The sequence below is a fragment of the Campylobacter sp. MIT 12-8780 genome (assembly GCF_006864535.1).
Lineage (GTDB): Bacteria > Campylobacterota > Campylobacteria > Campylobacterales > Campylobacteraceae > Campylobacter_D.
Map to the genome: position 1 here is coordinate 137,800 of NZ_QHLL01000002.1, position 26,306 is coordinate 164,105.

At 33.5% G+C, this 26,306-nt stretch carries 31 protein-coding genes; all 31 read right to left on the minus strand.

Going from position 1 to position 26,306, the window contains the following annotated elements:
* Nucleotide 1: 1 nt before the first annotated feature.
* The 31 genes from neuC to DMB95_RS02270 all read right to left on the minus strand — a co-directional run bounded on the left by neuC (nucleotide 2) and on the right by DMB95_RS02270 (nucleotide 26,306).
* Nucleotides 2–1,192: a UDP-N-acetylglucosamine 2-epimerase gene (neuC, locus tag DMB95_RS02125; protein ID WP_142930720.1), complete on the minus strand. Its 1,191-nt coding sequence runs from the start codon at nucleotides 1,190–1,192 to the stop codon at nucleotides 2–4.
* Entirely contained in the window at nucleotides 1,189–2,199 is a 1,011-nt protein-coding gene (gene neuB, locus DMB95_RS02130) for an N-acetylneuraminate synthase (protein ID WP_142930721.1), read from the minus strand. Before neuB ends, neuC begins: the two co-directional genes overlap by 4 nt.
* Before the next feature lie 75 nt (nucleotides 2,200–2,274).
* Nucleotides 2,275–2,958, minus strand: coding sequence for a class I SAM-dependent methyltransferase (locus DMB95_RS02135; RefSeq protein WP_142930722.1), 684 nt, complete (start codon nucleotides 2,956–2,958; stop codon nucleotides 2,275–2,277).
* 11 nt (nucleotides 2,959–2,969) lie between these two features.
* Complete coding sequence (locus DMB95_RS02140) at nucleotides 2,970–4,103, minus strand: N-acetyl sugar amidotransferase (protein ID WP_142930723.1); 1,134 nt, start codon at nucleotides 4,101–4,103, stop codon at nucleotides 2,970–2,972.
* Between the two features lie 45 nt (nucleotides 4,104–4,148).
* Nucleotides 4,149–5,342, minus strand: a complete 1,194-nt coding sequence (locus tag DMB95_RS02145; protein ID WP_142930724.1) for a DUF2972 domain-containing protein — start codon at nucleotides 5,340–5,342, stop codon at nucleotides 4,149–4,151.
* A gap of 1 nt (nucleotide 5,343) precedes the next feature.
* Nucleotides 5,344–6,123 (minus strand): 3-hydroxyacyl-CoA dehydrogenase NAD-binding domain-containing protein, encoded by a 780-nt coding sequence (locus tag DMB95_RS02150; protein WP_142930725.1) that lies wholly within the window; start codon nucleotides 6,121–6,123, stop codon nucleotides 5,344–5,346.
* Entirely contained in the window at nucleotides 6,120–6,737 is a 618-nt protein-coding gene (locus DMB95_RS02155; RefSeq protein WP_142930726.1) for a NeuD/PglB/VioB family sugar acetyltransferase, read from the minus strand. Before DMB95_RS02155 ends, DMB95_RS02150 begins: the two co-directional genes overlap by 4 nt.
* A 52-nt stretch (nucleotides 6,738–6,789) precedes the next feature.
* Complete coding sequence (locus tag DMB95_RS02160; protein WP_142930727.1) at nucleotides 6,790–7,764, minus strand: hypothetical protein; 975 nt, start codon at nucleotides 7,762–7,764, stop codon at nucleotides 6,790–6,792.
* Nucleotides 7,757–8,518: a class I SAM-dependent methyltransferase gene (locus DMB95_RS02165; protein ID WP_142930728.1), complete on the minus strand. Its 762-nt coding sequence runs from the start codon at nucleotides 8,516–8,518 to the stop codon at nucleotides 7,757–7,759. Before DMB95_RS02165 ends, DMB95_RS02160 begins: the two co-directional genes overlap by 8 nt.
* The gene (locus DMB95_RS02170; RefSeq protein WP_142930729.1) at nucleotides 8,511–9,233 is read right to left on the minus strand and encodes a class I SAM-dependent methyltransferase; all 723 of its coding nucleotides are present in this window, start codon (nucleotides 9,231–9,233) and stop codon (nucleotides 8,511–8,513) included. Before DMB95_RS02170 ends, DMB95_RS02165 begins: the two co-directional genes overlap by 8 nt.
* Nucleotides 9,234–9,350: 117 nt before the next feature.
* Complete coding sequence (locus DMB95_RS02175; protein WP_142930730.1) at nucleotides 9,351–9,947, minus strand: NeuD/PglB/VioB family sugar acetyltransferase; 597 nt, start codon at nucleotides 9,945–9,947, stop codon at nucleotides 9,351–9,353.
* Between the two features lie 39 nt (nucleotides 9,948–9,986).
* Complete coding sequence (locus tag DMB95_RS09705) at nucleotides 9,987–10,118, minus strand: hypothetical protein (RefSeq protein ID WP_260604811.1); 132 nt, start codon at nucleotides 10,116–10,118, stop codon at nucleotides 9,987–9,989.
* Between the two features lie 379 nt (nucleotides 10,119–10,497).
* Nucleotides 10,498–11,649 (minus strand): LegC family aminotransferase, encoded by a 1,152-nt coding sequence (locus DMB95_RS02180; protein ID WP_142930731.1) that lies wholly within the window; start codon nucleotides 11,647–11,649, stop codon nucleotides 10,498–10,500.
* Entirely contained in the window at nucleotides 11,642–12,616 is a 975-nt protein-coding gene (locus DMB95_RS02185; protein ID WP_142930732.1) for a GDP-mannose 4,6-dehydratase, read from the minus strand. Before DMB95_RS02185 ends, DMB95_RS02180 begins: the two co-directional genes overlap by 8 nt.
* Nucleotides 12,617–12,627: 11 nt before the next feature.
* Entirely contained in the window at nucleotides 12,628–14,289 is a 1,662-nt protein-coding gene (locus DMB95_RS02190) for a vWA domain-containing protein (protein WP_142930733.1), read from the minus strand.
* Between the two features lie 140 nt (nucleotides 14,290–14,429).
* A complete protein-coding gene (locus DMB95_RS02195) occupies nucleotides 14,430–16,256 on the minus strand; it encodes a motility associated factor glycosyltransferase family protein (protein ID WP_142930734.1) in 1,827 nt (608 codons plus the stop codon).
* Complete coding sequence (locus DMB95_RS02200; protein ID WP_142930735.1) at nucleotides 16,213–16,386, minus strand: motility accessory factor; 174 nt, start codon at nucleotides 16,384–16,386, stop codon at nucleotides 16,213–16,215. The genes DMB95_RS02195 and DMB95_RS02200 overlap by 44 nt, the downstream gene beginning before the upstream one ends.
* Before the next feature lie 45 nt (nucleotides 16,387–16,431).
* Complete coding sequence (locus DMB95_RS02205) at nucleotides 16,432–18,198, minus strand: motility associated factor glycosyltransferase family protein (protein WP_142930736.1); 1,767 nt, start codon at nucleotides 18,196–18,198, stop codon at nucleotides 16,432–16,434.
* Nucleotides 18,170–18,337, minus strand: a complete 168-nt coding sequence (locus DMB95_RS09820) for a motility accessory factor (protein ID WP_142930737.1) — start codon at nucleotides 18,335–18,337, stop codon at nucleotides 18,170–18,172. The genes DMB95_RS02205 and DMB95_RS09820 overlap by 29 nt, the downstream gene beginning before the upstream one ends.
* Before the next feature lie 31 nt (nucleotides 18,338–18,368).
* Nucleotides 18,369–19,400 carry a pseudaminic acid synthase gene (gene pseI / locus DMB95_RS02215; protein ID WP_142930738.1) on the minus strand — a complete coding sequence of 344 codons (1,032 nt, stop codon included), beginning with the start codon at nucleotides 19,398–19,400 and terminating at the stop codon, nucleotides 18,369–18,371.
* 62 nt (nucleotides 19,401–19,462) lie between these two features.
* A complete protein-coding gene (locus DMB95_RS09845) occupies nucleotides 19,463–19,645 on the minus strand; it encodes a WbqC family protein (protein ID WP_162056677.1) in 183 nt (60 codons plus the stop codon).
* Nucleotides 19,590–20,162, minus strand: coding sequence for a WbqC family protein (locus DMB95_RS02225; protein WP_142930739.1), 573 nt, complete (start codon nucleotides 20,160–20,162; stop codon nucleotides 19,590–19,592). The genes DMB95_RS09845 and DMB95_RS02225 overlap by 56 nt, the downstream gene beginning before the upstream one ends.
* 103 nt (nucleotides 20,163–20,265) lie before the next feature.
* Nucleotides 20,266–20,940 (minus strand): methyltransferase domain-containing protein, encoded by a 675-nt coding sequence (locus tag DMB95_RS02230; protein WP_142930740.1) that lies wholly within the window; start codon nucleotides 20,938–20,940, stop codon nucleotides 20,266–20,268.
* Between the two features lie 58 nt (nucleotides 20,941–20,998).
* A complete protein-coding gene (locus DMB95_RS02235) occupies nucleotides 20,999–21,475 on the minus strand; it encodes a UDP-4-amino-4,6-dideoxy-N-acetyl-beta-L-altrosamine N-acetyltransferase (RefSeq protein ID WP_142930741.1) in 477 nt (158 codons plus the stop codon).
* The gene (locus DMB95_RS02240; protein WP_142930742.1) at nucleotides 21,462–22,112 is read right to left on the minus strand and encodes a formyltransferase family protein; all 651 of its coding nucleotides are present in this window, start codon (nucleotides 22,110–22,112) and stop codon (nucleotides 21,462–21,464) included. The genes DMB95_RS02235 and DMB95_RS02240 overlap by 14 nt, the downstream gene beginning before the upstream one ends.
* 85 nt (nucleotides 22,113–22,197) lie before the next feature.
* Nucleotides 22,198–22,671 carry a UDP-4-amino-4,6-dideoxy-N-acetyl-beta-L-altrosamine N-acetyltransferase gene (pseH, locus tag DMB95_RS02245; RefSeq protein WP_142930743.1) on the minus strand — a complete coding sequence of 158 codons (474 nt, stop codon included), beginning with the start codon at nucleotides 22,669–22,671 and terminating at the stop codon, nucleotides 22,198–22,200.
* A complete protein-coding gene (gene pseG / locus DMB95_RS02250; protein WP_137632107.1) occupies nucleotides 22,643–23,497 on the minus strand; it encodes a UDP-2,4-diacetamido-2,4,6-trideoxy-beta-L-altropyranose hydrolase in 855 nt (284 codons plus the stop codon). Before pseG ends, pseH begins: the two co-directional genes overlap by 29 nt.
* Nucleotides 23,494–24,186, minus strand: a complete 693-nt coding sequence (gene pseF, locus DMB95_RS02255; protein ID WP_142930744.1) for a pseudaminic acid cytidylyltransferase — start codon at nucleotides 24,184–24,186, stop codon at nucleotides 23,494–23,496. The genes pseG and pseF overlap by 4 nt, the downstream gene beginning before the upstream one ends.
* A 181-nt stretch (nucleotides 24,187–24,367) precedes the next feature.
* Nucleotides 24,368–25,291, minus strand: a complete 924-nt coding sequence (locus DMB95_RS02260; RefSeq protein WP_142930745.1) for a 3-oxoacyl-ACP synthase — start codon at nucleotides 25,289–25,291, stop codon at nucleotides 24,368–24,370.
* A complete protein-coding gene (locus tag DMB95_RS02265; RefSeq protein WP_137632110.1) occupies nucleotides 25,288–26,076 on the minus strand; it encodes an AAC(3) family N-acetyltransferase in 789 nt (262 codons plus the stop codon). The genes DMB95_RS02260 and DMB95_RS02265 overlap by 4 nt, the downstream gene beginning before the upstream one ends.
* Nucleotides 26,073–26,306, minus strand: coding sequence for an acyl carrier protein (locus tag DMB95_RS02270; RefSeq protein ID WP_137632111.1), 234 nt, complete (start codon nucleotides 26,304–26,306; stop codon nucleotides 26,073–26,075). The genes DMB95_RS02265 and DMB95_RS02270 overlap by 4 nt, the downstream gene beginning before the upstream one ends.

A 26,306-nucleotide genomic window follows, 5' to 3' on the forward strand; every position in this document is an offset into this window, starting at 1 on the left:
CTCATTTTAAATCAATAAATTTTTTTTGTAAAATTGTGCTTAAATCGACTTTTTTTAATACTTCTTTAATCATTTTGCTTGCGTTTTTGTTTTTATAAGGATTTTTAAGATTTTGTAATTTTGCTTTAAAAGCCTTATTTTCAAGCATTTCAAAGGCTTTTTTAAGTTCATTCATGGGCGTATCGATGATATTGATTGTTCTTAGACGCCCTTTTTGGCGATCGCCTATGTTAATGCAAGGGCTTTTAAAAAACACAGCCTCGCTAATGCCACTTGAGGAATTGCCTACAACAGCCTTTGCTATTTTCATCAGGCTGAGGTATTTTTGTGAGCCAAGATTATCAAAAAGCCTTGCTTTATGAGCGTTTTTTTCGCAGTAACTTTGAAGCTTTTCATTTATAAAAAGCCCCATTTCATCAGCATTTGCCTTAGTAAAAATAAGGCTTGCATTTTCAAGTGTATCTAAGCTATCAAGTAGCATTTTAACTTCATCTTGCAGGCTTTGAAGCCTTAAGGTTGTTGGGTGATAAGTGATGAGATAAATATTTTTATCAAAGCTAAAATTAAGGCTTTTTTCAAGCTCTTTTTTGCTTAAAAGCTTTGTGTTTAAAATAAGCTCGCCAGCTAAAGAGCCTACATTAAAGACTTTTGAACTCTCTTCGCCAAGCTGTTCTACCCGCTTTTTATAAAGGGCTGTGCTTACAAAATGAAGATGAGCCATTTTCGTAATGGCATGCCTTATACTATCATCAAATGCCCCTAAAGTAAGCTCTCCACCGCATAAATGAGCCAAAGGTATATGCATAAGCAAGCAGGTGCTAGCCACTGCAAGCATTTCATAACGATCACCTAAGATAAGGGCGATGTCAGGACTAAGTTCTGCTAAAGCCTCGCTTAAAGAGATAAAAGCTAAGCCCATAGTCTTGCAAAGTGCTATTTTATCATCATTTGCTAGTAGAATTTGAATTTTTTTATTGATTTTAAATTCTTGCTCTATCTCTTTATAAGTTAGCCCTTGATTTTGGCTTAAATGTGCTCCAGTTATGATAAGCTGAAGTTCTAAGTTTTCATCAGCTTGTATTTCTTTACAAAGCCTTGAAAGTAAATACCACTCCGCCCTTGTTGCTGAAATCACACAAATTTTTCTTTTTTGCGTTTTGTTGCTTGCTGGCTTTAAAGGGCTTGTTTTCATTCTTGTATCAATTCATCTTTTTCATAATCTTTATTTGCCCTGCGTCCTATAAACTCATCATAACGCATAGCACTTATGCCATTTGCTGGGCGTTTGGTGCTTAAATTAAGCTCAGTAAAAAGCTCGCCTTTTTTAATCTCTTTCTTTGCAACAAGGCTTTTTCTCGCAATGCATAGATTTTCTTTTTCGCTAGCACTGATTTTTTTGATCCCATCTCCTAAGGCAAGCTCGCATTCTCTTATAGCTTTTATCATAGCTTTTAACTCATGAGGTTCAAGGCTAGCCTTATGATCTGGTCCAGCTAAGTTTTTATCAAGGGTAAAATGCTTTTCTATAATGCTAGCTCCCAAAGCCACCGCAGCTACAGCACAATGTATCCCAAGGCTGTGATCTGAAAGTCCGATTTTGTGTTTGCTAAAGGTTTTTTGTAGGCTTTTTATGGCATTTAAGTTCATATCCTCAAAAGGGGTTGGATAGGCTGTATTAGCATGTAAAATGCTGATATTTTCAGCCTTTGTGCCATTTTGAATTAAAATGTTTAAGGCATTTTCAATCTCGTTTATATCACTCATTCCTGTGCTTAAAATCACTTTTTTATCTAGTTTTGCTATGGCTTTAAGTAGAGGTAAATTCGTGATTTCTCCACTTGGAATTTTAAAAATATCAAGTCCTAGTTCATCTAAAAGAGCAATGCTAGGTAGATCAAAAGGGGTAGAAAGAAAGGCAATGCCACATTTCTTGCAATGTTTAATAAGCTCTAAATGAGCCTTTTTATCAAGCTCAAGCTTTTTAATCATCTCAAATTGGCTTTCATTTTTATCAAGGGCATTTTCAAGCTGATAAGCAGCTTTTGGAGCATTTAGACTGACGACTTCTTCGGTTTTAAAGCTTTGAAATTTCACAAAATCAGCCCCAGCCTCGCAAGCTACTTCAATAAGCTTTTTTGCCATGTTTAAATCCCCATTATGATTTACCCCAGCTTCAGCGATAATGAGCGTTTTTTGCATATCTACCTTTCGTTTTAAAATATAATTGTAACTAAATTTAAAGCAAAATGCAAAAAATGCCCTTGAAATTTAGCATTACTCTTTTATGCCTATAAAGATAAAATGATGAGCACTGCCTTCAAAGTCATAAAAATTTATAGGATCGTATTCGCCTAAAAACAAAGGCTTAAAAGGCTTGAAAAGCTCGCAAAGCTCTTTGGTGTCTTTGACAAAATGTATATAACTTGTTTCATTGAGTCTGCCCTCAAGCTTTACTTCTCTTAAGCCATTTTGAGCTTCTTTTAAGGCGTGTTTAAAATAATAATTTTTTTCACTCATCATAGTAGCAAAAAGTATGGCTTTTTCATTGGCAAGTTCGTAAAATTCAGCTATGGTTTTAGAAAAATTCTCACGAGGTAAATAATAAAGGCTTTGATTAGCGACAATCAAATCCATTTTTTCGCTAAATAAATGCTTAAAACTCGCATTAGCTTCTATGATATGACACTCACCTTTTAATGCCCCCCCCCCTGTGAGACTTTCATAAGTTTGCTTTAAGCTTGGCACTATATCTATGCCAAAGGGCTTGTAACCCTTGCTTTGAAAGTATTTTGAATGCACTCCATTACCACAACCAAAATCAAGCATGGTTTTACCTTTAAAATTAAGCTTGTATTTTAGAATTCTCTCATAAAAACGCACTATATGTCCATCAGGAAAACTTAAGCCATAGCCTTGTTTGTCGTATTTGTCTGTATAAGCCTCAGTTGAATTTGTCATCTTTTCTCCTTTTAGATTAATGGGTTTTTAAGCTTATATTCACCATATTCGTTTTGATAGAATAAGTCTTTGTTATAGTGCTTTTCTAAAATTTGATAAAATTCATTTTTGCTATAACCCACAAAGGTGCAAAAATCCTCTACGACTTTATTATCAAGCTTATGATCTCTTTCATTTACAAGTTTTACAGCTTCTTGCCTACTTAAAAGATTATATCTTACAAAACGAGCCGCATAATCGCTTGCCATAGCGTGTCCAAATTTAGGGTATTTCATCCAAGCGTGTAAAATGTAGCCTATGGTGTCGATTTGATCAAAATTCTCAGCACAATGGCTTCTATTCCACTCACCTTGTAAGTCTGTAAAGCCTCTGCTTTTTGCAAAGATATAGTTTTGATAGGAATTCCACTTCACAAAATAGCTTAGATATATAGGCTCAAGTTTTTCTAAATCAGTCTTGTTTTTGTTTGGATCAAAGAAAAGTTGTAAATTTTGCTCTTTAATGTCCTCATCTAAAAACTCGTGAATATCTAAATCACTTGCCACTCCATTTAAAAAAATGCCTTTTGCACTAGGCGTTTCAACACTATCTGTGCCACCATACTCATAACTTACATTTTCACCATACACCAAAAGAGGAGTGTTAAACTTAGCTGCCATAGCAAAAGGATAGCTATAAATTAAGCGATCGATGAACCAAGTTGGCTTGCCATATTTTTCAAAGGTTTTTCGCATAATCTTTTTTTGGGTAAAAATATCTGGTTTTAAACTAATGATATGGCATTTAAACTCCTCGCTTAAATTGCGTAAGTTTTTCTTGCCAGCTTCAGTCATGGTAAAATTATCCTCAACGCTAAAAAGCACAGGATTCATACCAAGCTTTTCTTTCATGATATGCACTTGAAAATGACTATCCTTGCCCCCACTTACAGCTATTGCACAATCATATTCAAATTTGCCATTTCTATGCCTGTGTTTATCGCACAGCTTTTCTAGCTCTTTAAATCTAGCTTTATAATCAACTTCATCTTTTTTAGCATGATTTACACAAGCTGAACAAATGTAATGCCCCCCCCCCATGTCGCTCAATTTAATACCCGGGCGAGTATTTGGCATCACACACTTTGAGCAATATTGTACTTGCATGTTTTCTCCTTTTAAAATAAATTTGTAAATCGGCAAAAACTTCAATCACTTGATATGTTTTGCAAAGTCCATGAATTCTTGATAATACTTCCAAGAACTTACTATATCAGCCCTGTTTTGCTTGATATGCTTAAGATTGTTTTGTAAAATATAAAATAATTTTTTACTTAAAGCCTTATTTTCAAAAAGATAATTTAAAATATCTTCTTCTTTATAGAGCTTGTTTTGCTCGGTGTTTATACGCTCTTTTAAGGATTTTAAAAAATCTTGTAAATAACTTTTTATTTGCTTTAAAAGCTCATTTTCTTTAAGCACAAGTTCTAACTCATCTTGAGCTAAGTATAAAAGCATGTTTTCAAAAGCTAAGTCTTTTTCATCTAAAAGCTCATTACAATGCTTTAAATAAGGATGAATTTGATGAGTGCTTAAGATGATTTTGATGGCTTTGCCTGCTTTGTTTTTTAAAGGAAGCTCTAAGAAAATGGGAAAATAAGTAATGAGCTTGCCATTAAGTTCTGCTTTAAAAAGTAATTCATCTTTTTTTGGAGTTTGAAAAGCAAATTCTAAAGCTAGCTTGTTTAAGGTATCAAAGGCTTTATCAGGCATAAGCTCATTCATGTCTATATACATGATTTTGTGGTGTTTTAGAATTTTTACAAAAAAATTTTGACAAAAGATAAGCTCATTGATCCACTTAGGCAAAGAGTGTAAATTTGGGGCTTGTCCTAGTATTTTTTTATTATTAAGAGCATTTGACGCAAAGCCATTAATATAGTATTTTTTCATATTTAAAATAGGGCTAAAATCTTCATTGAGCTTTAAAACTCGCCTTGCTTTATCGCTACTTGGGTGATTGATAGCTGTTTTTAGCATGGATATGGGATCACGCACTAAAAATAAAACAGGCACTTTTTTACTTGCTCTTGCAAAGAAATTAGCCCTTTGTTTTAAATTTAAACTCCAATGCTCTATATAGCTGATGATTTTATATGAAGCTTGAGTTTGAAGGCTTTTAAAATGCTCAAAATAAAGTCCCTTAGCACTTGTTTTTAAGTCCTCATCACAAAGCCCTATCTTACAAGCTTGCAAAAATTTCACCAAAGCAGATGAGCCACAAAGCCCAGTAGCAATGAGTATGAACTCATAGTTTAAAGGCAAAGCAATATTTTTAGCCCATAAAAGATTTTTAAGGCTTTCATCATTTAAAAGCTTTGAGTGTATTAGTGTTTGTATGTGCATTTTAAACTTCCTTCATTGAGAGTAAAAAGTCTTTGATTTTGGTTTTATTTTTCCTGCCAAGTATGCCAAGTTCAAGGGCTTTTTTAAAACTTTGTGGATAATAAAAACTTTCATCATCTTCATGTAAATTCAAACAAATTTGATCACAAATTTCAATGCCTATAATATCAATTATGCTTAAAATATCTCTTTTTTCATAAAGCTTTTCATACACTAGCTCACATTCTTGCAAGCTATAATCAAGCTTTTCTATCATCTTAAAGAAAGTTGCAATTTCATTAAATAAAAGCAAATTTGCTAAATTACCTCTATTTCCCTTAGCCTTGATAAGACAAAAATCAAGCTTTTTTAATTCTTGTATCAATACTAAAGCTTCATTTTTAGGATCATAAAGTTCAGCGAGTTTTAAATATATGGGATTAAAAAAATGAAGCAAGCCACACCCTAAATCCTTGCTTGAAAAAGAGCTTGAATTTGAAAATATAGCCCTTTCATGAGAGCTTTGAAATTCTTTTATACACCTTTGTTTAAGCTCTAAATTTTCAGGCAAGCACTCTATACAAAGTGCTTCAGGCAGGCTTTTAATACGAGTATAAAAACAAAAACTGCCCTTTTGACTAGGCTCTAAATTAAGCTTTTTGCTAAGGACTTTAGCTTGAAACTCAAGCTCCTTAAGTTTTGTTTTGTGCGTATAAATGCAAACTTCAAAGCCAAGATTATAAAATAAAGCGCTAATTTGCGTTCCCATCGTGCCACAAGCTAAGATATTAAGCCTTTTCATTTTGTTTTTACCTTTAGAGTTCTTAAATTAAATATGAGCTGATTATCTTTGTATGATTTTGAAAGCATAACACCTGCGCTTAAAACGCAGTTATTTCCAAGTCTAGCCTTAGGCAGCAAACTTGCGCCAGTGCCTAAAAAGCAGTTCTTACCTGTTTTGGCTTCTCCATTTAAGGTAGCATAAGGGCAAAGTATTGAGTTTTCACCTACCACACAATCATGAGCCACTGAAGCATAGATATTTAAAAGCACAAAGTCTTCAAGTTGTGCACCAGCATTAAGCATGCTATTTGGACAAAGCACTACGCCCTCACCAAGCAAAGCATCACTAGCCACAATAGCACTTGAATGAATAAAGCTAAAAAAATTCGCCCCTCTAGCCTTAAGCTTAGCGATGATACTGGCTCTTAACTCAACTTGTCCTATACCAAGTAAAAAACTTGCCTCTTTAAAAAAGCTTTGATGAATGCTTTCTTCATCGCCCAAATAAGAAAGTTCATAAAAAGCACTTTTTTGCTTGTCTATATAGCCTAAAATTTCATGATCGGTGTTTTGAAGGTATTGATAAAGCTCTTTAGCAAAGCCACCTGAGCCAACTAAGATAAGCTTATTCATGCACACTCCTTTTTTTCATGAGGAATATGCCTTGGAATGAAGCTTAAGGAATTTAATGCCCCCCCCCCTGTCTATAGGCTAAAAAATAAGAATTTTTATAATTTTTACACAAGTTTGTATAAGCATTGTGATCAAAAATCATTCCCCCTATACAAAAATAAGTCCAAAGTGTAGAAAAACGTTCTTTAAAATAATACAAACTATCATCATCTTGCATACCTCCTCCAAGTATGCAAAACTTCACTCCTTTGCTAGATCCGTATTCAAAAGCAAAGTCAAGTAAAGCAGCACTAGCGTTTGAATGCTTGGAATTTGCACTTAAATGATAATACGCAAAGTTTTCATTCATAAAAAAAGAAGCATAGGCTTTGTTGCCTTCTTTATCTAAGGCTTTGAAAAGTTTGTATTCTTCAAAATCAAAAAGTGCGTCAAAATATGTCTTGTCAAAATAATAAAAACTCCCAGCTTTATTTCTTTGCATGGTTTGTGTATAAAGCTCTATAAAAGCTTGATTTTCATCTTTAAAGCATTCTTGTATCTTAATTTCAGTTCTTGCTTTTTTAACATAGCTTTTAATGCGAGGGCTGTAATTTGAGCGTATGTGAGTTATGCCATTTTCAAGAGGCACTAGGACGATTTTTTTATCTTTTTTGAAAAATTCAAGCTCATTTTCATACAAGGATAAATTATCATCAAAAGGGTGAAAACGCACGAAAAAAGCAATGATCTTTTCTTTCAAGGCTCTTTCTTTGAGAGCTTTTAAAGCCTGAGTTAAAAAGGCTTTATCATCAGTATTTGCATAAAAACCACTATAGCCATATGGGCTTTGTAGATCGAAAAATGGTGTATTTGCAATCTTGCTTTTAATGCCCAAGCTTTTAAAAACAAAGCCCTTGCTTTTAAACTCAAACTCAAAGACTTCCCCATAAAGCCTTGCATAGCTTGCTTTAAAATAAATATCGTGCTCATACGATAGCTTTTTTTGATGATGAGTATCTAAAAAGCTTTGAAGTGAAATTTTACTCATTTTCCAAAGCTCTTGTTTTGACAGATGTGAGCCGTTTTTTCTTTGTAGAGGTTGTGTGTAAAGAGCTGTGATCAACACAATGCCCCCCCCCCATCTTTACACCTTCTACTATATAAAGCTTATCAATTATCGTTTTATCTTGCTGTAATATGCTTGTAAGTATGTTTTCTATCTTAAAATTTTTATCTTTATAAAGTCTTTTTAGGCTATTTTTATCCTCAAAACGAAGTGAGCCAACATGAGTGTAAATGCCTTCTTTTGGCTCTTGAAAGGCTAGCTTGGTTTTATCATACCCTAAAAGTCCTTTAGCTAGAGTCGAGGAATAAAACTTGCCTTTAGTTTTAAGCTTTTTGATAAGCTTGCTAAAAATCAGCCTTGTTTTATCAAAATCATTGCAGGTTAAAGAAGCTACATCGATGATAGCATCAAAGCTTTCATCTTCAAGTTCATCAAGTTTTTGCGCGTAATCACCTTGCAAAAGTGTGTCAATTTGCTGGCTTAAATGCTCTTCTTGCATTCTTTTTTGAAATTTTTCAATCCCACTTTTGCTCCACTCAATCCCACTTACCCTAAAACCTTCTCTGGCACAAAACCACAAATTTGCTCCTGTGCCAAGCCCAAGTTCTAGGATTTTAACCTTGTTTCTATCTTTAACTTTATAAAAATTTCTAGCTATAAAGCGGATAAGGTTCTCTGGTGGGTATTTGCCCCATTCTCTGCTTGAAAAAATATCCTCCCAAATTTGCTTAGCCATGTTTTACCCCTGTAATGATAAATAAGTCATTTTCCACAACGCCCTTACTTGAGTGCGTGAGCTTGCTAATGCTTTGCACTTCATAGTCCTTGCCCTCATAAAGCTTTTTAATGTCCTTTTCATCGCAAAAGCGAATCACGCCTGTGAAAGCATCGCTTCCCTCAACTGGGCGGCAGCAGTGATGTCCTAAGCTTTTATCTTCCTTAAAGCCAAAATTATTTGCACTTGGGGTAATGGAGAGGAATTTTCCGCCCTTTTTAAGCTTTTTTACTGCTTTTTCAATGATATTTTTTGTTTTTTCAAAATCATTATAGGCGAGTGAATAAGAATCCATAAAAGCATCAAAGCTTTCATCTTCAAGCTCATCAAGTTTTTGTGCGTAATCACCTTGTAGCAAAGTATCAATTTGCTGGCTTAAATGTTCTTCTTGCATTCTTTTTTCAAATCTTTCAATCCCACTTTTGCTCCACTCAATCCCACTTACCCTAAAACCTTCTCTTGCACAAAACCACAAATTTGCTCCTGTGCCAAGCCCAAGTTCGAGTACTTTTACGCTGTTTCTATCTTTTGCATTGTAAAAATTTCTAGCGATAAAGCGGATAATGGCTTCGCTTGGGTATTTGCCCCATTCTTTATGTGTGTAAATTTGTTCCCAAATTTCATCAGGGCTACCTAAACCTGAGCTGATTTCAGCGTTGCTAATAAATTTTTTCATGTATTCTCCTTATGTTGAATTGTGTTTTTTGTATAAAAAAGAGTGTAAAAATATAAGAAAATGTATAAATATATAAAAAGAAAGTATGAGGAAGGGCTATAAATAAAAATGATAAATTTAAATGCCCCCCCCCCATGTTAGATTTTTACCAGCAAAAAATACGCTTTGTTCTGCTAGGTTTTGAGTGTGTTTAAGCATGGAATTTGAGCCTACAAAGCTTTTTTGAGCCACTTTACACTCTCCATTGACTACAGCAGCTGTTGAGATATGACAAAAATCTTCCACCACTGCATCATGTTCTATCAAGGCTTTGGTATTGATAATGCAGGCTTTTCCTATCTTAGCATTTGTATTGATTAAAGCTTGATGCATGATGATACTTGCTTCATTTGAGATAAAAGCATGCTTTGAAACATAAGCAAGAGGAGAGATGATAGTAGGTAAAACAAAACCTATATTTTTGAGGCGTTCAAAAAGCTTCATTCTAAGATCAGGACTTTTAATCTGTCCTATACCCAAAAAAGCAAATTTACAAAGCTTAAAAAGACGCGGCAAATCATCATCACAGCCCAAAATTTCATAACCTAAAACGCTTTTTGACTCGGTGTTATTATCCACAAAGCCAAGAATTTCAAATTTGCCTTCTTTTTCAATCACATCAACGCAAGATTTAGCATGTCCTCCAGCACCGATGATGAGTAGTTTTTCTTTCATTTTTTCTTGTCCTAAAAAGTTTGCTGATTAGTTTCAAGTTTATACATTCATAGCCTTAGCAAAAGCTTGAACACTATCCCAGCGAGTTGTTTTACCGTCTTTTGCTTCTTTTATAGCTTCTAAAAATTCTTTAATATAGGCTTTATCATTTTTTTGAATTTGAGCTTGCATATACACTCCTTAAAAGCTTAATTATAGCAGACAATTTTAATTTTTACTTAATTTTCTTTGAAAAATGAATTTTTTTAAAGATTTTTATATAAGCCAAAGGGGTATCTTAGCCCCCTCTTGCGAGGGGCTATTTTTAGTAAAGCTTGACAGCAAATACACAAAATAGTATAATTATAACTAAGATTTTTTGGAACATAAAATCACCGCCCTTCTGGGCATAATTAAATGCCAAAGGTAGCCGCCTTTGGCATTCTACCCAAATGCAATTATATTCAATTCTAGCTTAAACTTAAGCATTGTCTTACTCATCTTAGAACATTGGTATTTCAACTCTTGTTTTGCAAAAACTAAGATTATAGCACAAAGTTTTTGTCTTATTTTAATGACTTCTAAGCCTTACACTACTTGGCAGATTGACTATCCTTGAAATGAGTTTGATTGTGTTTTTAAGCTCGTCTTTTTGGCAGTTTTTATACATTTTAAGGCTATGTAAGCCCTGCCAAGCTGGACGTAGATAAATTTTTTCTTTGTGAGCTTCTTCTATAAAGGCTGTTCTTGTGTGTTCATCTTTGGCGATGAGAGTATTAAGCCAAAAATTGCTTTTTTCATCTTTGCTTTCATCAACAAAAACAAAGCTTTTATTGTCCTTAAAAAAGGCTTTATACTGCTTGGCTAGCTTTCTTTTATCTTCCACAAAGTCATCAAGTTTTTCAAGCTGGGCTAAAAGCAAGGCTGCGTTTATGTTGCAAAGGCGGTAATTATAGCCTATTTCATCGTGTTTATACTCATAAGCATGAGGGATTTTAGCGGTGGTGCTTAGATGTCTTGCTTTTAAGGCTAGTTTTTCATCATCGCTTAAAAGCACGCCTCCACAACCTCCTGTGATGATTTTGTTACCATTAAAGCTATAAATTCCAGCTCTAGCAAAGGTGCCTAAGGCTTTGTTTTTGTAAAGCGAGCCTACAGCTTCAGCTGCATCTTCTATCAAAGTGATGTGAAAATCATCACAAATTTGCTTTAGCTCAGTTATCTTTGCACTCAAGCCAAAGCTATGCATGATTATACAAGCTTTTATGCGTTTTTTGGTATTTTTGTTAAAACATTTTTTATCTTTGATCAAGGTATTTTGTTCTAAAAATGTCTTTAAAGCCTTAGGGCTTAGGCTTAAAGTCTTTTCATCTATATCTATAAAAATAGGCTTTGCTCCTGTGTAAGCTATGGCATTTGCAGTGGCTACAAAGCTTAGGCTTTGAGTGATAACCTCGTGATTTGCTTTTACTCCACTTGCTAAAAGGGCTATATGAAGCGCAGAAGTGCCGCTATTCATAGCTACAACGAATTTGCTTTTTGTATGTTGAGCCATAGCTTGCTCGAATTTAAGCACAAACTCACCAACACTTGAGACAAAGCCACTTTTTAAGCATTCATTCAAATAATCTTGCTCATTGCCTATAAATTTTGGCTCATGTAAAGGAATTTGCTTCTTAGGTGCAAAAAGGCTTTTAATAAAGCTAAGCTCAGCCTTAAACATTGTAAATTCCAGCCTTATAAAGTTTTAAATTTTCTTCTTTTTCAAACCATGCTAGCGTTTGTTTTAAGCCCTCTTTAAGATCAAATCTACTCTTCCAAGAGCTTGCTTTTTGAAGTTTTGAGCTATCACTTATGAGTCTAAAAACCTCGCTATTTTTAGGACGCAATCTTTGTGTATCTTGAGTAATCTTAAGCCTTGTGCCTAAAAGCTCTTGTATAGTATCAAGCACTTCTTGCATAGAGTGTTCAACTCCGCTTCCTATGTTAAATACCTCTCCAAAGCTTGAAAGCTCAAGCAAGCTTGCAAAACCCTCGCAAGTATCAAGCACAAAATTTAAATCCCTTGTTGGACTTAAATCCCCAAGTTTAAGCTCTTTCGCCCCACTTAAAATTTGAATGATAATGCTAGGGATAATAGCCCTTGCACTTTGTCTAGGTCCATAAGCATTAAAAGGACGTGCGATGATAATAGGCATTTCATAAGTATTATAATAACTTAGCGCTAACATATCAGCTGCGATTTTACTTGCTGAATAAGGGCTTTGAGGTTGTAAAGGGTGCTTTTCATCTATGGGGCTGTAAAGGGCTGTGCCATAAACCTCACTTGTTGAGGTGTGTATAAAATGCCCCACCTTAGCCTTTTTGGCTGCTTCAAGCATATTAAGCGTGCCTATGATGTTTGTATCTACATAGGATTTTGGGGCTTCATAAGAATAAGGAATGGCAATTAAAGCCCCAAGATGAAACACAGCGTCCATATCCGCAGTGATCTTTTCACAAAAAAAGCTATCTCTTAAATCCCCACTAATGATCTCAAGCTCATCTTTACAAGGCAAATGCTCCAAATGCCCCCAAAAATTAAAAGAATTATACTGGCTTAAAGCCCTGATCTTATGCCCTTTAGCGTGCAAGCATTCACATAAATGAGAGCCTATAAAGCCATCAGCTCCGGTGATGAGAATTTTCATTTTTGTCCTTATTATGATTTGTTATTTAGGCTTTTAAGGCGACTTGCTTTTGATACAAGCCCTATAAATTCTTTTTTATAGACATCATTACTGACTTCTTTATCATTTAGTATCTCTAAAATCATATCAAAGCTTGCACTGCCTTTGTATTTTGAATCCTGCAAAATCATCGCAAAAGCTGCCACTGCAGCAGCAAAACGCGTATTTACATCGCCTTTTGGATCATAATCTTTATCGCTAAGAGCTTTTTCGATGAGTTTTGATTTTTCTTTGCTGTGTGCTTGATTGAGCGGTTCTTTATAGCGAATTTTGATATTAAGCCATTCTTCTTTGAATTTTTCATTTGCCACTTGAGAGCTGTATTTTAAAGGATCGATGATGGGCTTTGCGTTTGAAGCTTTGTTTTTATTTTGTAAGCTATCAGCTGGGATAAGTTCATAAAGAGCTGTAACGCTGTGTCCTAAGCCCATTTCAGCAGCGTCTTTTTCATCATCATTAAAATCCTCATTATTAAGTTTTCGTTTTTCATAGCCTATGAGCCTGTAAGCAGCCACTTTGCTTGGGTTAAATTCAACTTGAATTTTTACATCTTTTGCGATAGTGATTAAGCTTGCGCCTATCCTATCAACGAGCAATCTTTTTGCTTCAAGTTCATCATCGATATAGCCGTAATTTCCATTGCCATTATCAGCAAGTTTTACGAGCAAAGAGTCTTTGAAATTTCCCATTCCAAAACCAAATACACTAAAATACACCCCGCTTTTTGCTTTTTGTTGTATGAATTTTAAAAGCTCATCTTGACTTGTCATGCCTACATTAAAATCCCCATCACTTGCGAGTATTATGCGGTTTATTCCGCCTTTGATAAAATGCTTTTGTGCGAGTTCATAAGCTTTTTCAAGCCCATCACCGCCATTAGTTGATCCACTTGCATATAAAGAGGCAATTGCTTGTCTGATTTTAGCTTTATCAGAGCTTGCTTCAAGCACCACCTTTGTGCCAGAAGCATAAGTAACTATGCTGATTTTATCTTTTCTATTAAGTTTTTGAAGCAACATTGTTAAAGATTTTTTAACCAAAGGCAATCTATTCTCACCATCCATTGAGCCTGAAACATCGATTAAAAAGATAAAATGTGAGCTAGGACGTTTATCCCAATCAAACTCCTTAGCCTTAATGCCTATACGTAAAAGTTTGTGTTCTTTGTTCCAAAAAGTATCACTAAGCTGAGCATCTATAGCTACAGCTTCATTTTGTGGAGCAGGATAAGAATACTCAAAAAAATTCAACAGCTCTTCAGTTCTTATCATACCAGCACTTGGTAGCCTTGAGTTTTCGATAAAAGATTTAACAAGGGTATAAGAAGCACTATCTACATCAGCGCTAAAGGTTGATAAGGGCGAAGTTGAGCTTTGAATAAAGACATTTTCATTTATATGATCGAAAGAATTCGTGTTAAACTCAGCTTCAGCTTGCCCAGAAAGCTCACTTACGCTTCCTATGTTAGAAACGCTAGAATTTATCCGTCGTTCTTCCATAGAATCATAACTAGGCGTTGAATAATACATCTCATTGTAATTAGTAGTAGAATTAGGGCTGTAATTATTTCCACAAGCGATAAATTGCACCGACACAAAACTTAAAGCTAAGTAAAAAAAGATTTGTTTTAGCATAGCTAATCTCCTTAATTTTTGCGGATATCGTATCAAAATCTTTCTTAGCTTAAACTTATTTTATGTTTTAATTTTTTACTCAAAATCTTGCCTGCTTAAAGCACTGGCAAAACTTATATCTTTTAAGGCTTTTTAGCCTGCTAGCATAGTAAAGTTTTACTTAGCTTTTTAAGGTATTTTTCAAAGCCTTTTTTTAAAAGCTCATTTTCTAAGGGTAAAAGGGCTTGTTTTAAGCCTTGAGCTTGAATTTTAAGATGAGTTGTGATGAGTCTAAAAAGCTCTAAATGACTTTGAATGCAAAGTGTGTATTTTTCTAAGACTTGCTGTTTGTTTTGAGGCATGAGCACAAAAAGTTGGGCGAAATTAAGTTCAAATTGTATAAGTGTAGGATTTAAAATGCTTAGCTCACCTTTGGTGTTTGAGCTTTGAATTTCATTTTTGCAATTTTGCATTTGAGTAATGAGATGGATTAAAGCTTGTTCATCAAATGCTTTTAAACTCGCTTGAGCTTCTTTTTCAAAGCTTTCTTGCTTAAGCTTTATATTTTGCAAGGTTTGAGTAAGCAGTTTTATGTTATTTATGATTTTTGCATAGCTTTTGAGTAAAAGCTCATCTTGTCTTTTAGGGCTTAAAAGATGCAGTTTAAAACAAGGCTTTGAAAGCTCTTGTTTTAAAAGATTTTCACAACAGTTTTTAAAGGGTAATTCTAGGCAATTTTCTATCCTTGCTCCGCCTTCAGTGGCGTTATAGATATTGACATGAAAATGTTCTTTGGCGATTAAAAAATCCTTTTCAAATAAGCTTTTAAACATAAGCCACACAAGATGACTTTGCACTTGCTTTTGTCCCCCATAAGCTAGGGTTGGAATTTTTGCATACATAGCACTTTCATAATCAGCCTTATGTTTATACTCTTTGGGGTGAGAATTTCCCTTTTCATCAAAGGCTAAGTCTTGTCCTATAAAGATGATATTTTTAAAACCTAAAACACAAGCTAGACAAAAGTTCATATGAGCCACATTTTGTCCCATACTCAAATATCCAAAATCATCAAGCCTAAGATTTTTTATAAACGCATCATCATTTGGACAAACAAGCATGAATTTTCTTTTGTTTTTTTGTAAGTATTTTATGGCATTTGGGTGAATTAGGGCTTTTAAAATAAAGATGATATTGTGATCAAATTCTTTAAAATCGTTATTGAAAAATTCAGCTGTAAAATCAGTCCTTTCAAGCATGCTGACAAAATCTGGCTTAATGCCTTGTTGTGCAAGCATGCTATAAGCTGAATCAGCTACAAAAATGCAGGCTTTGTTTTGATAGCTTTTTAAAAGGCTAAGTTGTTTGCTTAGACTTGGACCTGATGAGACTATGATGGCTGTTTGCTCATTTTTAAGGCTTTGAGCCTCAAGGGATTTATAAGTGTGATTATAAAGCAGTGCAGGGATATTTTGCACAAATTGACTTAAGCCTTGCATGACATCAAGAGCATCATTGCCCTTTGAAGTAATAGCACTTTTAAAACCTTCAACCAAGCCTTGATTTACCGCTAAAAGCCCTTGTTCATCATTAAGATAATACTGGCTTAAGGCTTGTAAAAAATAAATTTTTGCGAAAATAAAGCAAGAAGGGGAATTACAAATTTCAAAAAAAGAAGCTTGATTGAGTATATCGCTCAAGATAACAAGCCTTTTACTTGCCAGTTCTTTTGAAAAATCAACATAATGAAAAATGCTATATAAAAGCTGAATTTCTTTTTCAAAGACTATGATTTTTTGGTGGTTTGGATTTTGTAAAAGGGCTTTAAAAACTATGCCATTGCCAAAGCCGTAAAAATACAAAATGGGATAAAGAGCGTATTTTTGAGTATAAAGCCTAAGCATGGCTTGGGTTTCTTCTAGGGGATTTTTATAGATTAAAAACTCATGCCCCCCCCCCCTTGCTTGTATCTTTAATGTTAATATCAAGGCTATCTTTGCCACATATGAGCTTAAACTCACTTTGTTTTATGGCCTGTAATTGCATTTTTAAAGCAGTGTAAAATCCATCATTTAAACTAGCTAAGTTTTTTTGAAAAAGTTCTTTGCTTGCTAACATTTTTTGCCTTTTTATCTTTTTTTAAAATATTATATCCTTTTTTAATCAAATTCTAAGATATTTTTTAAAGCCTCTTTGTAAAAGTGTGTTTTCAAGGGGTTTGATATTGCGTTTGAGGGCTTGTTCTTGAGCGTTGAGGTGGTGGATTAAAAGATTAAAAAATTCGCAATGTTCTTGTATCCATTGCAAGCTTTTTTCAAAGGCTTCTTGCTTGGTTTTGGAATTTTGAGTATAAATTTGGGCGAGTTTAAGCTCAAATTGCGTAAGTAAAGGCGTGCAAATTTCAAGCAAGTCTTTTTCTTGACTCCAAGCATCAATGATATGTTTTAATGCATCAATATCCTTGATAAGCTCTTGAGCCTTAGCTAAATCATTTTCATTATTTAAGTGCTTTAAGCCTTGCATTAAGCTTTTAAGTTTTAGGCTAAATAAGGCTTTATTTTGCTCGCAATGGCTTATGCTTTTTTTGGTTTTTGCATAGGCTTTAAGCATATTTTCATCGCTTTTATTTGGCTTTGGTGGTTTTAACTTGGCTAAAGGGGCTAGTTCTTGAGTGAAAAGCTCATCATAGCATTCTTTAAAAGGCTTTTCTATACAATTTTCTATCCTTACCCCACCTTCAGTGGCATTATAAACCTTAAAAAAGGGCGGAATTTGACTTAAGAGCTGTTCTAGCACAGCCTTAAACATGAGCCACATTTCATGTGTTTTAACTAATTTATCGCCTCCATAAGCTAAAACTTCACTTTCTTCAAACATAGCACTTTCAAAATCAGCCTTATTTTGATACTCTTTAGGGTGAGAATTACCCTTTTCGTCAAAGGCTAAATCTTGTCCTATCAAGATAATATGCTCACAATATAAATTAAGAGCTATGTTAATACCCATATCAGCGACATTTGAGGCTAAAGATATATAAAAATAATCCTTAAAATTATAATACAAAGAAAAATGAGAATACCTTGGTATGAGTATATATGATCTTTTATTTCTTTCTAGGTATTTAATGGCATTTGGATGCACCAAAGAAGCCAGTATAAAGATAATGCCCTCATCAAATTCTTTAAAATCATTATTAAAAAATTCCGCCGTTAAAGCACTTCTTTCAAAACAACATACAAAATTTGGTTTTATTCCAGCTTGAGCTAGTATTGGATAAGCAGAATCAGCACAAAAAATAAGGGCTTTATTAAGGCTTTTTTTCAAAAGATCAAGCTGTTTGATAAGGCTTGGTCCAGTTGATACAATGATGGCGTTTTTACTTGTATTTTTAAAATGAGAAACAAAGCTTTTAAAATCAGTATGAGTAAGCATTTTATCAAGATTATACACAAAATGCTCAATGCCTTCTAAGGCATCTGTTGAGTCATTACCCCTTCTTAAAATAGCTTGTTTAAAGGCATAAAGTAGTTTTTGATTCAGTTCTAGCAGTTCTTGTTTAAAGCTTTCATAATAATCACTTATAGGTTCTAAAAAATAAATTCGAGCAAAATTAAAATAAGGCTTGCTCGCACAAAAGCTGATTAAAAAACTCATATCAAGTTCCTTAGGATCAAGTATGATAAGACGTTGTGAGCTAAGCTCAGCACTAAAATCTATGGCATGGAAAATGCTATATAAAAGCTTTATCTTGCTTTCAAAAATGATGATTTTTTCTCGTTTTGCATTTTGCAAAAGCACCTTGTATAACAAGCCATTGCCAAAGCCATAAAAATATAACACAGGATATAAAAGATAAGTATCATTATAGAGTTTAAGCTTTTCATGAAGCTCGTTTAAGGCATTATGATAAAGATAAGCCCCCCCCCCCATCGCTTAAATCTTTAATGTTAATATCAAGACTATCTTTGCCATATATAAGCTTAAACTCACTTTGTTTTATGGCTTGTAATTTTGCTTTCAAAGGCTCATTACTTAAAGCATTGAGATTTTTTTCAAAAAATGTTGTCATGATTTTTCCTTATTTATATAAATTTGTGATTTTACTCAAAATCTTGCCTGCTTAAAGCACTTGCAAAACTTATATCTTTTAAGGCTTTTTTTCCAAGTAAATTTTTAAGCTCTTTTGGGTGCAAACCAAAACTAGGACGCACACTTTTAACATTTTGCTTGCTAAAAATTTCGCCCTTTTTAATATCTTTGCTTGCATATAAACTTCTTGCAAAAGTTCTATTTTTTAAAGCCTTTTCATCAAGGGCTAAGCTCGCACTGCCTAGTGCCAGTTCAGCCTCTCTTACAGCCTCAACCAAGGCTTTAAACTCATGAAAATCTAAGCTAAAAGCACTATCTTCGCTTTCAATGCTTTTATCCAGCACAAAATGTTTTTCAATAGCTCTTGCTCCAAGCGCTACACTTAAAACACTAGCCATTGAACCAAAGCTATGATCACTTAAGCCTACTTCAACGCCAAATTTTTCTTGTAAGCTTTTTATAGCATTTAAATTCATATCTTCTAAGCTTGCAGGATAAGATGAGGTGCATTTTAAAAGCATTAAATTCTCATTTTTACATGCTTTAAATATATCAACCACAGCTTTAATCTCAAGCTCATCAGCTATACCACAAGAAACAAAAGTAGGCTTTTGCTCTTTTGCGATAAGCTCAACAAAGGCTTCATCAACGGCTTCAAAAGAAGCGATTTTATAAGCAGGAGGATCAAATCTTTTTAAAAAATTTACATCCTCTTTTGAAAAGGGGCTTGAAAAGCAGATCAAGCCCTCATTTTGAGCCGCTTCAAAGATAAGAGAATGCCACTCATAAGGCGTTTTTGCACTTTCATAAAGTTCATAAAGTCTTCTTTTGTCCCAAAGTCCGCCCTTGATGATGAAATCCTCTTTATCGCTGTTTAAAGTAAGGCTATCTGGGGTGTAGGTTTGAATTTTTATCGCATTTGCACCAGCTTCTTTAGCTGCCCTAACGCTTTTTAAAGCAAGTTCTAAAGAACCAGCATGATTAGCTGAAAGTTCAGCGATGATAAAGACTTGTTTTTGGGTATTAAAATTAGCAATTTGCATTGAAATATTCCTTAACTTTTTCTAGTTTTTATTATAACAAAAAATATTCTTGAATACATTGTTTATAATAAAGCAAATTCCTTGCTTGGATTTTGCGAATTCATCAAAAAATCAAGCACACTTAAATAGGGGATAAAATTCTTGCCAAGTTGTTTGTATACAGGGTGGATAAAGTTAAAATAACTAATCTTAATGCCCCCCCCCCATTGCTGCTTTAAACATTTCTTTTGCTTCAGGCTTATCAAGATAAACTTTTGAACCAGGTGGAGAAAGATAATGTGTGGCTTTGAGTTTTAGACAAATTTCAAGCAAAAGTTTTTCTTTTTTTGCTCCACTTAAACTCATATCACTTGCTTTTAAAAGTGGAGTTTGTATGTTTAAGTCTTTGCAAAACTGACTGATTAAAAAGATATTGAAATCACAAAGAGAGGAAAAGCTAAATAAAGCCTTGCGAAGTATTTTTTCATAAGTATGAAAATTTACGCTCTTGCTATAGGCATGCTCGATCGTTTTGAGTAAGCAAAGCTTGTATTTATCATCATCAAGCAAATTTATGTCTTTGATTAAAGTGCTTTGAGGGGCTTTATGGCAACTTAGGCTAAGAGTATGTTCTTTGCCGTGAAGTTTGATTTTATTGCGACTTTGCCAAGAACGTTTTTCAAACTGCACGCAATCTAAAAATACAAACGCATCAACACTTTGTATCATTTTCAAATAACCAAGCCAAGGCAAAAAAGTTGGCTGCATAATCGCAATTTTCATTTTTATCCTAAATTTTACAAATTTTTAAATACATAGACTAAGCACCTTAATAGCTTTGTTCTCTCATTTATATAATATAACCCAGCAGTTATAAAGAAGCTTTTTATCCAATCTTCCCATAAATAACTATATCGCTGTCATTGACAAGCCTATCATCACTTCCCATAACATTTGTGCTTTCATAGTTTAATACCTTAAAATCATGAAGGTTAAGGTGTTTTTGAAGATGGGCTACGAGTTCGTATTCTTGATATAGTGTGTTTATGCAACCTTTTTCGCCTGTAGTATCATCATCTTCGATTAAAAAGCTATTGCGAGCAAGTTTTTTCCCTAAGCCATAGCGATAGTCTTTTATACTTCTTGTTCTTATGAAAAACCAAGCACCTTCTTTGTAGGCTTTATATTCTCTTGCATTTTGCAAAAGCAGTATAAAATCCTCTTCTTTGAGATAATTGACAACATTTGGTATCATGAAAATATCAGCTTTGATATTTGGGTGTTTTTTAGCAAAATCAATTATGTTTTCGTTGAAAAATTCAAATTTTTTTGCTTTGATAACTTCTTTAAAATTAAAGTGTGCGTTGTTTAAATTTTCCTCGCTTAAATCCACGCCTAAGCACTCAAAATCATAATTTGCAAACAAGCTTAAATTATTGCCGTTTGAGCAAGCGTATTCAAGCACTTTTTGGTTTTCAAGCTTATGCAAGCCATTTTTGAAAAAGAATTTAATTACTGCTAGATCTGGAAATTTCAAACCTTTTAGCTCTTTTAGATACATTGTTTTTCCTTATTGTTTGGTTTCACATGAACGCTAATATCGTCCAATGTATAAAAAATTAAAGCTCTTTTCTCATCAATACAAGCTTTTCTTGATTAAAGTTTTTTTCTGTTTGTATTTGAAAACCGAATTTTTTATGCAAGTTGATTACTTGTTCGTTGTTTTTAAAAACTGTCAAGGAAAGAAATTTAGCTTTTAAAATGAAACGAGCATAAAATAAAGAAAAAGTTTCTAAAATCCTTCCAATACCCTTAATATCAGAGTATGGATTAGAATAAAATCCAAATTCCACCTCGTCTTTATTTAAAAAAGTAAAATTAAGACTTGCAAGAAAATTATACTTAAAATAAAGAGCAAGATATATTTTTTTGCGATTAAAATGCAAATTTTGTATAAAGAGTTTGTGTTCTTTTTTGCTGATAAAGTGTTTGTTGTAAAAATGCTTATTCACTAAGCTTAAATTTCTTATTTTTCTAATTAGTTCTTTTTGATATTTATTAAGGTGGATATAGTTTATAAGTTTAAATTCTATCATCCCCCCCCCCCTCGGCTATATCATAAATTTTAAGTATAAATTTTTTACCATCCTTAATGAAAAAAGCTGGAAATTCATCATTTGAGCAAATTCTTAAAAGATTAAATTGCTCGTTTAAACTTTTGTGTATATCAAGCTCGCTATCTTTAGGGCTTCTTTTTGAATAAAAGCTTTCTTTTCCGCTTTGTTTTCTTGCTTTTATATTTGGATAAAGTTTTAAAAAATCAAGCACAAGTTTAATACACAATTGTCCTTGCTTGGCTCTTAATTCCTCATAAAGTTCAAGTCCGTTTAAGTATAAGCTTTCTTGCAGATAGATATCGCCACTATCGGCTTTTTCTCCTGCTTCAAAAAGGGTAAAAACTATTTCATTTTGCCCTTGCAAGATTTGGTGAAAAAGTGGAGACCAGCCCTTACCTTGAGGCAAATTTGAAGCGTGAATGACAAGGTTATGCTTGTGTTTGGCTAGAAAAGCTTTTTCTATGATTTTATGATAAGAAAGTATAAATACTATGTCAAAGTTTTCTTTTAAATCTTTATGATCGTAAAAAAGCCTTGCATTTTTAAGCTGTGAAATAAGCTTTTTTGCATAAGGGATAAACCATTGATTTTTTGAAGTTAAAACAGCGATTTTCATCAGCTTGCTCGCTTTTGAGTTAAAGCGTGAAAAATCAGGCTTGATTTAAAAGAGTAAAAATAAAGAGTGCTAAGATGAGAGCTTTTTAATGCCCCCCCCCATTAAGGCTAAGATACATCATCTTTTCATCGCTTTTTTCTATGCTAAAATTAAAACTTAAATACAAATTTATCGCCCTTTCATTGTCTTTAAAAGCTCTTGCTTTAAGGTTTTGCACCTTTAAGGTGTCAAAGGCGTATTCTAGCACAAATTTCATTAAAACTTTGCCATATCCTTTTAAATTTGGGTTTTGGTATAAGCCAAATTCACAAGCTTTTTCATTGATTTTTACAAAATCAATCACACCTATGGCTTTTGAGTTCTCAAAGACTAAGAAGTATTTTTTAGTCTTATCGTTTTTGAGTTTTTCAATGAAGTTTAAATGCTCTTTTAAGCTTATATTTTTTTGGAGAAAAAAATGTTTTATTCTTATATCATTTCTCCATTGTAATACCATTTCAAGCTCTTTTTGATCAAGCTTAGTAAAGTCTTTAAGCATAACGCTCGCCAGCTTTATCATAAAACTCAACTTCCTTGCCATTATCTTTGAGCCAAAAGGCGATCTTTTCTTGATTTTTATGCGTGCAAATAGCTTTAAATTTAGCTTTTAAGATCAAGGCTTCATTGACTAAGCTACTTGCTTGAATGATAAGCTTTTTGCTTTCATTCATCGTTTTTGCAAAATCTTTTAAATCCACAGCTAAAGTGATGTTTTTGTGATTTTCACAAATTTGAGTAAGGGCTTTGAGGTTTTTGTTTTGTGAGCTTGTAGCGATGATAATGTTAAGGCTTGAGGGCAGATCAAGAGCGATTTTGGCACTTAAGTTTGCACTATCTGTGCCACCTAAGCAGATAAAGATATCATGGATTTTTTTTCTTGTGATTTTGGCTTCTTCGTAGAATTCATCTCGTATTAAAGCATACGCAAAGCCACATCTTAGCTCGCAAAAACTTGGCACAAGATTTTTGTAAAGTTCGGCTTTTGCGTAAGGATTGACATTAAGTAAGATATCACAATAATGAGGCTTTAACTCATCATCAAAGCTTAGAATTTCAACTCCAGTAGCTTCTTTGATCAGTTTTTCATCTTTTGCATTTATTTGATAATGATCGATGATTAAAAGCTCAAAACCTTCATCAAGTATAAGATCGATCAGCTCGCTAATAGCGCTACTATCAAGCAAAAACACCTCATAAGGAATGCTTTCTATGATATTGCCTTCAAGTTCAAGACAAGCAAAGCTTACCTCGTCTTCATAATACTGCTTTGAAGCTAAAAGCAAATCCCTTCTAATATGCCCGTGTCCTATCTTAGAAGAGCTATCAGCACGAAAAAGTACTTTCATTTCTTTTCTTTCATCATATAAAGTATTTTTGCAAATTCTAAATCCTTATGCGTATCGATATCGCACACTAAATTTTTTGGTAACAAAAACACGCTTGAATAAGGCTTAAACAAAAAGTCTTTTTCAAGCCAAGCTTTTTTCTTACCAAAATAAAAAGCCCCAGCATCATGATAAGCTTTTTGCAAGTCTTGAGAACGTGAAAAATAAAAGCTTTCATCAAACATACTTACCCTTTGACTCTCATCAAGCTTAAATGCCCTTTGTATAGGATAGTCAAACTCACAAGCTGCAAATAAAAACTCGCTTTGATTGTCAAGGAATTTTTCATAAGCTTGTTTTAAAATTTCAGCATTTAATAAAGGCGTGGTTGCATACAAACAGCATACATTGTCAAAGCTTTTACCAAGTTTTTCAAGTTCTAAGATAGCATCTTTAATTACAGCTGTGCTTGAGCTATAATCATCACTTAGTTCTTTTTTTCTCACAAAAGGCACGTTTGCACCACAGCTTAAAGCCACATTGATGATTTTTTCATCATCGCTTGAGACTATCACTTCATCAAAGATACCAGAATTTAAAGCATGATCTATACTATAAGCAATGAGGGGCTTGCCATGAAAATCGATGATATTTTTATAAGCGATCCTCTTACTGCCCCCACGAGCTGGTATAATGCAAATGCTTTTCAAAGACTTTTCCTTAAAATTTTAAAAAGCATTATACTTTATTTTTGATATGAAAAGCTTTAAAAAATAAACTCAAATATTTTTCTTTGTAGAAACTAAGTTTATTTTGCTTTGATGATCTTGCTTTTAAAAGCTTTAAGCCTTAAACTAGCTAGCATAAAATGCATTCCTGTTCCATAACTTGCTAGCAAAATTTGCTTTCCCCCCCCCCCCCATCTTTGAGTTTTGTTTGGTTAAAAAGTATTAAATTTGCACTTAAATTATTGGCATCAAGATTGCCAAATTGTTCTAAAGACTGAGAAAAGCATAGTTTTTCATCTAGTTTTAAGTTTTGAAGTAATTTTTTTCTAAAAAAATCATTAGCATAATGAAAGAAAAAATACTCATATTGCAAGGCTTTATTTTTGTTTAAAAAAGTCTCTAAGAGTTTGGGAAATTTTTCTTGCACTAAGGAGAAAAATAAATCATTATTCACCTTGATAAATTCGCTTTGTCCTTGTTTATATGAAGAACTTGAAAATGTTTCCTCAAGTGCAAACTCACTAAATAGTTCTTGCATAAAAAAGCAAGTTTCATCTTTTTTATTGCTTTTGCTCAGTAAAAAAGCACTGGCACTATCACTTAGCGTAGCATAAGTAAAGCTATCTTTTGGATCTATTTTTTTGCTTTTTACACTTGCACAAACTAAGATTATGTTTTTATATTCTTTATTTTCAAGATGTAAAAAAGCTGTGAGCAGTCCTTGTAAAAAGGCTGTGCAATAATTTGTAAGATCAAGGCAGGTGGTTTTTGAGTTTAATTGTAGCTCTTTATGGATAAGTGAGCTTGTAGCAGGAGCGTAAAAATCAGGCGTATGACTAGCAAAGATGAGTAAATCAAGCTCATTTTTATCAAAATTTGTGAGTTTTAAAAGCTCATCAATAGCCTTTATACTTAAATCACTTGCAAAGCTTTGTTTGTCTGCTATAAAATGCTTGTTTATACCCATTTGTGCTTTGAAAAACTCTCTTTTGCTTTGGCTTAGATGGGCTAATTCTTCATCTAAGCTTTTTTCACATTCTCCAAGCACTAAAACGCCAGCTTTTATAGTGTGTAAGTTTGTTTTCATTGTGTATCCTCAAGTAGGGCATTTTCATCTTGTTTTAAGGCTTTAAAAACACTTTGAAAGTATTTTTGAGCAGCAATTAGAGTAAGGCTTGAGTTGGCAAAGTCTAGACTTTTAAAATTATCATCTTTTTTAAGTAAACTCACTTGTTTTTGCACGCTTAAATTTGAGTTTTTATCTAAGGCTCTTACAAAATACTTTATACTTGCTTCATAAGCATGTGAGTTTTCATCTATGATTTGTCCTTTAAATTCCTTAAAATAGCGATACTTCACCCCAACTTGTTCTTCAACAAAATGCGTAAAAGTAAAACCAAGCTCTTTGGTGCCAAGCAAGAGTATCTTACCAGCTTTTTTAAGCAAAATCCCATATACTGAATCCTTATCAAAACAGCTTTTGCAAGGCTTTAAAAAGTCTTTTTCATCTTTACCTTTAATGGCAAAAGAAAAGATTGGATCAAGGCTTCTTTTCACACCAGGCATTTTTCTAAAATGTTCAGTTAAAATGCCCATGGTGCTAGGTGTTTTTTGTATATCAAAGGGTTGATTTTTACAAAAACTATAAGAAAAAGTTGGCATGATGAGGGTGCCATTTTTACCTAAAAGCTCCTCAAAAGAGCTTATAAGAGCATTTAAAAAGTCCTCTTTTTTGCCTACAAACTCGCCAAAATTAAAAAGCTGAGTATGCACACAAAGAATGTCATCTTTTTGAACTCCAAGTTTTTCTAAGCAAGTTTTAAAATCCTCATCATAAAAAAGCTTATTTTTTGCCTTAAATAAAGCCCTCATTTGCCAAAAGCCTCTTTAATCATAGCTTGTATGCTCTTAAAACTTTCAAAATTTTCAGCCTTAATAAACTCAGCCTTTAAGGCTTGATGAAAATGCTTTTCTATAGCAGCAACTAAAGCCATAATGTCTAAAGAGTCGATTTTACCTGAGCTTAAAAGCTCTGTATCGCTTTCTTTTATATCCTCTCTTTCTATGGCTTTGAAAAGCTCTTTAAGTTCTTGAGTATTCAT

Excerpts from the sequence above, each read along its gene's own strand:
- pseH (WP_142930743.1), bottom strand. The coding sequence starts at position 22,671 with ATGATAAAGCTGGCGAGCGTTATGCTTAAAGACTTTACTAAGCTTGAT.
- DMB95_RS02140 (WP_142930723.1), bottom strand. The coding sequence starts at position 4,103 with ATGCAAGTACAATATTGCTCAAAGTGTGTGATGCCAAATACTCGCCCG.
- DMB95_RS09820 (WP_142930737.1), bottom strand. The coding sequence starts at position 18,337 with ATGACAACATTTTTTGAAAAAAATCTCAATGCTTTAAGTAATGAGCCT.
- DMB95_RS02200 (WP_142930735.1), bottom strand. The coding sequence starts at position 16,386 with ATGTTAGCAAGCAAAGAACTTTTTCAAAAAAACTTAGCTAGTTTAAAT.
- DMB95_RS02135 (WP_142930722.1), bottom strand. The coding sequence starts at position 2,958 with ATGACAAATTCAACTGAGGCTTATACAGACAAATACGACAAACAAGGC.
- DMB95_RS02205 (WP_142930736.1), bottom strand. The coding sequence starts at position 18,198 with ATGGGGGGGGGGGCTTATCTTTATCATAATGCCTTAAACGAGCTTCAT.
- DMB95_RS09705 (WP_260604811.1), bottom strand. The coding sequence starts at position 10,118 with ATGCAAGCTCAAATTCAAAAAAATGATAAAGCCTATATTAAAGAATTT.
- DMB95_RS02145 (WP_142930724.1), bottom strand. The coding sequence starts at position 5,342 with ATGCACATACAAACACTAATACACTCAAAGCTTTTAAATGATGAAAGC.
- DMB95_RS02175 (WP_142930730.1), bottom strand. The coding sequence starts at position 9,947 with ATGAAAGAAAAACTACTCATCATCGGTGCTGGAGGACATGCTAAATCT.
- DMB95_RS02270 (WP_137632111.1), bottom strand. The coding sequence starts at position 26,306 with ATGAATACTCAAGAACTTAAAGAGCTTTTCAAAGCCATAGAAAGAGAG.
- DMB95_RS02230 (WP_142930740.1), bottom strand. The coding sequence starts at position 20,940 with ATGTATCTAAAAGAGCTAAAAGGTTTGAAATTTCCAGATCTAGCAGTA.
- DMB95_RS02235 (WP_142930741.1), bottom strand. The coding sequence starts at position 21,475 with ATGATAGAATTTAAACTTATAAACTATATCCACCTTAATAAATATCAA.
- DMB95_RS02185 (WP_142930732.1), bottom strand. The coding sequence starts at position 12,616 with ATGAAAATTCTCATCACCGGAGCTGATGGCTTTATAGGCTCTCATTTA.
- DMB95_RS02240 (WP_142930742.1), bottom strand. The coding sequence starts at position 22,112 with ATGAAAATCGCTGTTTTAACTTCAAAAAATCAATGGTTTATCCCTTAT.
- pseG (WP_137632107.1), bottom strand. The coding sequence starts at position 23,497 with ATGAAAGTACTTTTTCGTGCTGATAGCTCTTCTAAGATAGGACACGGG.
- neuC (WP_142930720.1), bottom strand. The coding sequence starts at position 1,192 with ATGAAAACAAGCCCTTTAAAGCCAGCAAGCAACAAAACGCAAAAAAGA.
- DMB95_RS02225 (WP_142930739.1), bottom strand. The coding sequence starts at position 20,162 with ATGAAAATTGCGATTATGCAGCCAACTTTTTTGCCTTGGCTTGGTTAT.
- DMB95_RS02170 (WP_142930729.1), bottom strand. The coding sequence starts at position 9,233 with ATGAAAAAATTTATTAGCAACGCTGAAATCAGCTCAGGTTTAGGTAGC.
- DMB95_RS02160 (WP_142930727.1), bottom strand. The coding sequence starts at position 7,764 with ATGAGTAAAATTTCACTTCAAAGCTTTTTAGATACTCATCATCAAAAA.
- DMB95_RS02180 (WP_142930731.1), bottom strand. The coding sequence starts at position 11,649 with ATGTTTAAGGCTGAGCTTAGCTTTATTAAAAGCCTTTTTGCACCTAAG.
- pseI (WP_142930738.1), bottom strand. The coding sequence starts at position 19,400 with ATGCAAATTGCTAATTTTAATACCCAAAAACAAGTCTTTATCATCGCT.
- DMB95_RS02165 (WP_142930728.1), bottom strand. The coding sequence starts at position 8,518 with ATGGCTAAGCAAATTTGGGAGGATATTTTTTCAAGCAGAGAATGGGGC.
- DMB95_RS02265 (WP_137632110.1), bottom strand. The coding sequence starts at position 26,076 with ATGAGGGCTTTATTTAAGGCAAAAAATAAGCTTTTTTATGATGAGGAT.
- DMB95_RS02190 (WP_142930733.1), bottom strand. The coding sequence starts at position 14,289 with ATGCTAAAACAAATCTTTTTTTACTTAGCTTTAAGTTTTGTGTCGGTG.
- DMB95_RS02260 (WP_142930745.1), bottom strand. The coding sequence starts at position 25,291 with ATGAAAACAAACTTACACACTATAAAAGCTGGCGTTTTAGTGCTTGGA.
- DMB95_RS02150 (WP_142930725.1), bottom strand. The coding sequence starts at position 6,123 with ATGAAAAGGCTTAATATCTTAGCTTGTGGCACGATGGGAACGCAAATT.
- DMB95_RS02155 (WP_142930726.1), bottom strand. The coding sequence starts at position 6,737 with ATGAATAAGCTTATCTTAGTTGGCTCAGGTGGCTTTGCTAAAGAGCTT.
- neuB (WP_142930721.1), bottom strand. The coding sequence starts at position 2,199 with ATGCAAAAAACGCTCATTATCGCTGAAGCTGGGGTAAATCATAATGGG.